Source organism: Streptomyces sp. NPDC044061, from assembly GCF_056434305.1.
The window spans coordinates 21,618-27,617 of the sequence record NZ_JBWKFL010000073.1 but is presented as its reverse complement, the minus strand read 5'-3'; the positions used below and the strand labels follow the sequence as shown (position 1 = coordinate 27,617).

The 6,000-nt window shown below is 64.8% G+C and carries 3 protein-coding genes and 1 pseudogene; 1 reads left to right on the top strand and 3 read right to left on the bottom strand.

The window, feature by feature from the left end; genetic code table 11:
- Positions 1-872: 872 nt before the first annotated feature.
- Positions 873-1,915, bottom strand: a pseudogene (locus AC07CM_RS46980) (RNA-guided endonuclease InsQ/TnpB family protein); the annotation flags it as partial.
- Between the two features lie 405 nt (positions 1,916-2,320).
- Between AC07CM_RS46980 and AC07CM_RS46975 the strand changes: the two are divergent.
- Positions 2,321-3,124, top strand: coding sequence for a hypothetical protein (locus AC07CM_RS46975; protein WP_478882712.1), 804 nt, complete (start codon positions 2,321-2,323; stop codon positions 3,122-3,124).
- A gap of 272 nt (positions 3,125-3,396) precedes the next feature.
- Here AC07CM_RS46975 and AC07CM_RS46970 read toward each other — a convergent pair whose 3' ends face one another.
- A complete protein-coding gene (locus AC07CM_RS46970) occupies positions 3,397-4,299 on the bottom strand; it encodes a ParA family protein (protein WP_478882711.1) in 903 nt (300 codons plus the stop codon).
- A 320-nt stretch (positions 4,300-4,619) separates the two neighbouring features.
- Positions 4,620-5,768: a ParB/RepB/Spo0J family partition protein gene (locus AC07CM_RS46965; RefSeq protein ID WP_478882710.1), complete on the bottom strand. Its 1,149-nt coding sequence runs from the start codon at positions 5,766-5,768 to the stop codon at positions 4,620-4,622.
- Positions 5,769-6,000 lie beyond the last annotated feature (232 nt).

The following is a 6,000-nucleotide window of genomic DNA, read 5'->3' as shown; positions in this document are numbered from 1 at the left end:
CGCCATCCGCATCCTCGCGCGCTCCTGGCTCCGCGTCATGTGGGCCTGCTGGCGCGACGGCACCTGCTACGACCCAGCCATCCACCAGGCCAACAACAAGATCAAGACGCCCCCCCCGAGGAGCCGATTACGGCATAGAGGTTGACTCAGGGAACTGATGGGATGGCGTGCCCGCCGAGCACTTGGGTGTGGGCACTTGATTCATTAGCACGCACGCCGTGCCTTCCGCAGGTTGCGCAAGGTTCGTAGGCAAGGGATGGGACTGGTGCTATTCATCGGCGACAACTGGGAGACCGACGTCGAAATGCAGGACGAAGGCGCCACAGGCTTGTCGCCGCGCGGCTACCGGAAGCGTGGAGGGCATCACGAAGCTGCACACCCTTATTGCCAGGCACGGCGGCGGGGAGCTGGAGCTTGGGCAGCTAGTGGACGGGATCGAGACCCACCGCGGTCCGTGGGCGCAGGCTCTGATCGCGGCCGGGTACCGGGTCTACGCGCTCAACAGCCCCGCCAGGCCGCTCGGTTCAAGGAACGGTACGGCACCTCCAACGCTAAGAGCGACAGGGGCGACGCGCATGCGCTGGCGGACATGGTCCGCATCTGCGGCGCCCAGCTGCGGCCGGTCGCCGGGGACAGGGATCAAGCGCAGGCGGATCGCATTGTCGCCCGGGCCCACCAGACCCTGGGTCTGGGAGCGCGCCTGCACTTTCGAGCGGCTGCGGAGCACGCTGCGCGAGTACTTCACGGTGCCGGCGTAGTCCTTGCGGGCCTTCGCAGAGGCGTAGCAGAGCGGGCCTGCAACGGGGGCTACAACCCAGCCCTGCGCCAGCTCGTCCCGCAGACAATGTAGGGAACGTTCAGGGCACCCACAAATCCTGGCTGGGCCGGTTCTCCTTGGCGGTGTGCCCGCATGCGGGACACCGCCGGGAAGAGTTGCGGGGGTCCACCGCCATCACTTCTCGTCCGGCTCATGCTGCCTTGGCGGTGAACGTCTGGAAGAACACCCCCGATCCGGCATCAGCGATCGAACGATTGAGCCTGGCCTTCGCGCCGGCCCCGTTGGGCAGGAAGCCATCCGGCCGTCCTGGATCCGGCTTCAGTGCGGAGGCCCTGCTCATAGCGCGGATCTTGAGGTCTCCGTGCGCGATTAAGTCATGTCCGCGTACACGGTCGAGCGCGGTCTTGTGGGCGTGGTCCAGGCGCTGGCGGCGGACCTTGCGGTGCAGCTGGGCAAGCCTCTCCACGGCCTTGCAACGCCGCTTCGATCCGCGCTTGCACCGGGCGGGGGCCTGCTGAGCGGCTTCCGGCTTGGTCGCGGCCTTGGCCCAGTGAGGCGGATTGGCCACGAGGCCGCCGTCCGAGTCGGCGAGAAAGTTGGCGATGCCCCTGTCGATGCCAACCACGCTACCGGTCACCGCAGCCGCTCGGGCTGCGATTGCTCGGTGGTGAGGATGACGTACCAGCGGCGCCCTTCCCGTTTCACGCTGATCGTCTTGACGTTGCCCTAGACGGGCCCGTGCCGGTGGACCTTGACGTGTCCAACACCTTGCAGGCGCACTCGGGTGACGGGGCCGTGCGGGGTGGAGTCCCAGCGGCAGCCGTCGCCGTCCTTCGGGAAGTCCACCGTGTCGAACCGCTTGCTTGAGCGAAAACGGAGATAGCCCGGCTTTTCAGCGGACTTGATCCGGCGGAAAGCGCGAGGAACGCCTTGCCCAGGCGGCGCAAGGAGGCCTGCTGGTATGAGAGGGACCAGCGGCCCTGATGCTCCGGGTCGAATGCGCGGATGTTCCTTGAGCTGGGCGGACTCCTGGCCGTACCGGACGTTGGCCTTGGAGCTGTGCCGGTAGGCGTCGCGGCGTTCGTGCAACGCGGCGTTGTAGAGCGGGCAGTGATCGCGCAGCATGGCCGCGAGCGCGCCAGCGCGGCCAGCAGAGCGTTCAAGGCGCCCACTGTGTCAGTCGTCCCATAAGTTGATCTTGCGTCTCCTTCCCCGGCTTCAGCCGGGGAAGGAGACGCGTCCTCGAACCGGAGGCGCTCAGCGCCGGAGTTCGCTGCATTGTCAGTGGCCTGTACTACGTTCATCACACAGAAGCTGCAGGGGGTGGGCTGGGTGATCCGTGCGTACAAGTTCCTGATGGGGCGGGCTGTGGGACAGCAACGTGAAGCCGGACCGGCATAGCGAGAAGCCGCCTCGTCGAGGGAGAGTTGTCACGCAAATTGGGCCTGTGAGCCTGACTCCCCGCTTGCGTAGTCGACTGCGGAATCCCTCGTCGCGCGATTCACAGAATGTGAATCACTTCGGTCGGGCAAAATCGACCCCATGGCCCGTCCCACCCGGAAGTCGACCACTCCCACGAAGCCGCTGCTCAAGCCGCCTGTTCGCATCGGCAACATCGATACCGCAGCTGTCATTGGTGAGCTGCGCCGGCTACACGAAGACGCAGAAGACGAGAACGTGGGCCGGATGCCGGCAGACGAGGAGTTGTTCCGAGCCCTGATGTATCTCGAAGCCAACGCTGGCGCTCTGAAGAGCGAAGAGACACAACGCAAGGCCGCGATCGCACGTGTCAGATTGTGGGAGTACGTCCGCGAGCAGGCAGACCTACACCAGGCGAAGGCGATCGAGCACGCCCGTTCCGCAGGGGCACAATGGGCCGACCTAGCGCCGACGCTCGCCGTCAACACCCCCAGCGCGGCTTACAACAAGGCGAAGCGGATGCAAGCTGCCGTCCTCACAAAAGCCTCCCACGGCGCCCGGCCCGTTCGCCGCACGCCCGAAGCCGTTCGCGAGGCTGAGCAGTTGGCCGCTGCCCAGGCTGCAGCCGAGCGCCGCGCGGAAGAAGCAGCGGCACGCCGTCACGCACTGCTCGCCCCGGTGGCACAGCGGCTGCTTGAACAGCGGGCTGGCCTGGACGACGACGAGGATGTCACCTTCTGGCTGGACCAGATCGCGGCCGTGCTTCCCCAATGCCATACCCCCACTCAACTGGTCAGCCTCCAGACATACGTGGAGGCTGCGGTTCGCGAGTTGAGGAAACTCGAGCGGACGACGGGTCGGTCTGCGGCGAATACCGACGATGCCCGGTTCGCGTACGCGGCCGCAGCCGAATTGGTCACGAAGTGAGGCGGCCGCTCCCCGCGCACAGAACCCCCAGGAGCATCCAGTTCGGTCTCAGTGACCTGACGCAGGACTAGCCGCCATTGGCTGTGCCGCTCGCTGCTCGAGTGCGTCGCGTAGCGACACCGACCGGCGGGCCCACGGAGATATAGAAAAGAGCTCCCCATCGCATCTGGACTGCGCTGGGGACTTCCGGGGACGTGCAAGGCCCTGGACGGGGACGACCTCCCCATGCAGGGCCTTGTGCTGGTGATTGCGTCGCAATCACACACTGCGACCTACCGTCGAGTGAAGCCGAGGGCTTGGGTGACGAGGTAATAGTCGTCGGTGGCGGACAGAGCCGAGGCTGGGGTCAGCTTTGACGGGTTCTCTGTCACCGGGTCATAGAAGCGCAATGCCTTTTGCGCGGCATACGCTTCGGGGATCCGAGGACTCCTGCGTACGGTCGGGAGGACCAGTTCTTCGTATGCTTCCTTGGCTTGTTGCTGGCTGTCGTCATACACGGCGCCCTGGTTCCGGGTCGTTGGGCAGTCAACGATGAGGATGTTGGCCAGTTCGGCACGCGCGCCCATGATGGAGAAGGTCTGGCTGATCTCTTCGATCTTGGCTTCCATGCGGGTGAGGGCTCGTAGCTCCTTCCACCCGGGCTTCACGCATGCCACGACGTCATCTGCGGCGACGATCGCGTTCACGACGATCAGGCCGAGGTTGCCGGGGCAGTCGATCAAGATGAGATCGTAGGTGTCGCGGATCCGCTCGATCTGAGTCTTGAGCCAGAACTCGCGGCCTGTTTTGGGCGCGAGCAGTTGTTCGGCTTCCTCAAGTGCGCTGGAGCCGAGGACGACGAAGAGGTTGGGGATGGGCTTGGTGCCGTCCTCGCCGTGGGGGCCGGCCATTGCCTGTACGACGGCGTCCTCGATCTTGGCGGCTCCGGTGAGTACGTCGTAAAGGTTGGCTTGGTTGGAGATGTTGTCTGGGTTGTCGTAGCCGACAGCGGCGGACGCGTCGCACTGTGCGTCTGCGTCGATGACGAGTGTGGTATAGCCAAGATCGGCTGCGCAGGCTCCGACGTTTACTGCGGATGTCGTTTTTCCGGCGCCGCCGCTCTGGTTCGTGAGGGCCAGGACGCGGGCGATGCGATTCTCTGGCTGAGCGGCGGTGCGGTTGCGGGACGATTTCATCAGTGAGCCTCCACGAGTGATTGCGGCGCAATCACTCGGACAGTGCGAGTTTGCGCGCGGCGTGCCATGCGGTCTGCGTACGCGGGTGCGTCGGACTATGGCAGTGCTAGCGGTGCCATCCTCTGGTGCGGATGGTCCAGGTAGATGTGCCGATGGCGCGGGCTTGATTGCGCCGCGATCAAGGATCTTCCAAGGCCGATGCAGTGCTTCGGGGGAAGACCAGCAGACGTTGCGTTACCGGGGCGCAGGCTACAGGGCTGGGTGCTGCAAAAACGAGTCGCCTCACCGGGCGAGGCCGCTGGGCGACGCGCGAGTTCGTGTCATGCGGACAGGAGTGCCGTCAGCTGCTGGATCTCCGACTGGCTCAGGAAGTCGACGATGCGCATTGCCAGATCCTCGACACTTCGCACTACGATCACGCCTCGCGGCTCGTCAGCAGTTGCCACCGCTGTATTTACATCGGCCGACTCTGATGTGGGTGCCAGCGTTGTCGTGCTGGGCTGAGGCATTCGCGGCTCGGAGGAGCTGGGCTGGATGGGGCTGGTTGGAGATGATGGGGTGGCCTTCCGGGGCTCGCTCTCTCTGGGCTCCGGCAGGGAGAGTCCCTCGGGTTCCCTACTGGTGATTGTGTGGCAGTCACCAGTGGGCTCGTCCGGGGGGGTGTCTTGTTGTCCCACGGGGAGCTTGCTGATTTCGGCTGCCTGTGCCGTGGTCAGCTCTCCGCGGGCGAAGGCCTCCTGCATGTCGGTTCGCAGGCGAGAGTAGACCGTTGCGGCCTCACGCACGGGCAGCAGCAAACGCTCATCAGTATTGGTGAGGTCCGCAGGGGCTTCCAGGAGTTGCTGCTCTTTGAGCCAGTGGTCAATGACGGCCTGCTGCAGGGTCGGGATGAGACGGAGTAGAGCCACGCGGTGAGAGACATAGGTCTGTGAACAGCCCACGCGTTTGGCGAGCTCCCGCTGGGAGAGGTGCTTTCCCGTCTCGTCCGTCTCGTCGAGGGCCTCCTGGAACTCCGTTGCCTCTTCGATGGGGTTGAGGCCCATCCGCTGAAGGTTCTCCTGGATGGCGGCGATGCGCAGGCTTGGCACGTCGCGGCGGACCAAGATGGGTACCTCAGACAGGCCGGCCTTCAACGCCGCGGCGAGCCGCCGGTGGCCGTGATGAACGACGAAGAGGACGCCGCCAGCTACACGCTCCTCGACTTCCTCCTTGTGCTGAGGGTAGAGCTCCACGTAGACGTCTGGCGGGATCACGGTCATAGCCGTGTTCATTCCGTCGGTTCGCAGGGTGTCGGCCAGCTCATCGATCTTCAGCAGGTTCTTGCGGCCGTTTTCGGGGCTGGGCATGAGCTGCTCGGGTCGCACCGTCGGCAAGCTCTGCGGCACAAGACGAGCTTGCTGAGTTGCCGCCCTACGCGCTGCCCTCTCGGCGGCAAGGTCTCGCTTGAGGCCGGGTTTGTTGGACGACATGGGCTTCTCCGTTGGGTGCTGTGACTGACGCGGAGGCGAGCCTATCGGCGTGACGCCATGGATCCGTGCTGTGGGGAGTGATTGCGCCGCAATCACTCCCCTGATAGTCCGAGATGATGCAAGTAGCCCTAAATTTCGTGGAGTTTGCTTCTTATCATAGAAGACCGGAGGCCCTAGGTGATCTTGAAGGGGTAGTCAGTCGCGAGAGGTCGCCTGGACGCTCTCATCTGGT

Bases quoted from the DNA above. Each gene is read 5' to 3' on its own strand.
- AC07CM_RS46975 (WP_478882712.1), top strand. From the start codon at position 2,321: ATGGCCCGTCCCACCCGGAAGTCGACCACTCCCACGAAGCCGCTGCTC.
- AC07CM_RS46970 (WP_478882711.1), bottom strand. From the start codon at position 4,299: ATGAAATCGTCCCGCAACCGCACCGCCGCTCAGCCAGAGAATCGCATC.
- AC07CM_RS46965 (WP_478882710.1), bottom strand. From the start codon at position 5,768: ATGTCGTCCAACAAACCCGGCCTCAAGCGAGACCTTGCCGCCGAGAGG.